General features: G+C 43.7%; 1 protein-coding gene. It reads left to right on the forward strand.

The window, feature by feature from the left end; translation table 11 throughout:
* Positions 1 to 331 (forward strand): undecaprenyl-diphosphate phosphatase (locus A3738_RS05800; RefSeq protein WP_304440071.1); only part of this gene is annotated, 331 nt, incomplete at its 5' end.
* Positions 332 to 501 lie beyond the last annotated feature (170 nt).

The raw sequence follows: 501 nt of genomic DNA on the forward strand, positions 1-501 counted from the left end.
TGCATTGATTCCTGGTACTTCGCGATCTGGTATTACAATGACTGCAGCGCTATTGCTAGGCTTAACGCGTGATGCTGCTGCTCGTTTTTCATTCTTGCTCTCTGTCCCATTGATTGCTGCAGCTGGATTGCTGAAGACTAAAGAGTTGTTAGAAACAGGGCATGATGCCCAATTGCAGTTGATTGCTTTTGCAACCTTTGTTTCTTTTATAAGTGCTTATCTGTGTATTCATTTCTTCTTAAAGTTGCTAGAGAAGATAGGGTTTTTGCCTTTTGTTATCTATCGTCTGGCCTTGGGATTTGTTCTTTTTGTACTAGTATTTGTCGCCTAGTGTGTTTTTGCATTACACTTCAGCAACCTCAATAAATATGTGATATTCGATGCAAGTCGGCAACCCTTCAATTAATCTTACATCGCTGCAGCCTGGCGCCACTGAAAAGAGGCAAGACCAAAAGCAAGCCCAGCAGGTGTTAGAAGCGCCTAAGGCCGATGCGCGCGTCG

The sequence above is a fragment of the Oleiphilus sp. HI0066 genome (genome assembly GCF_001635725.1).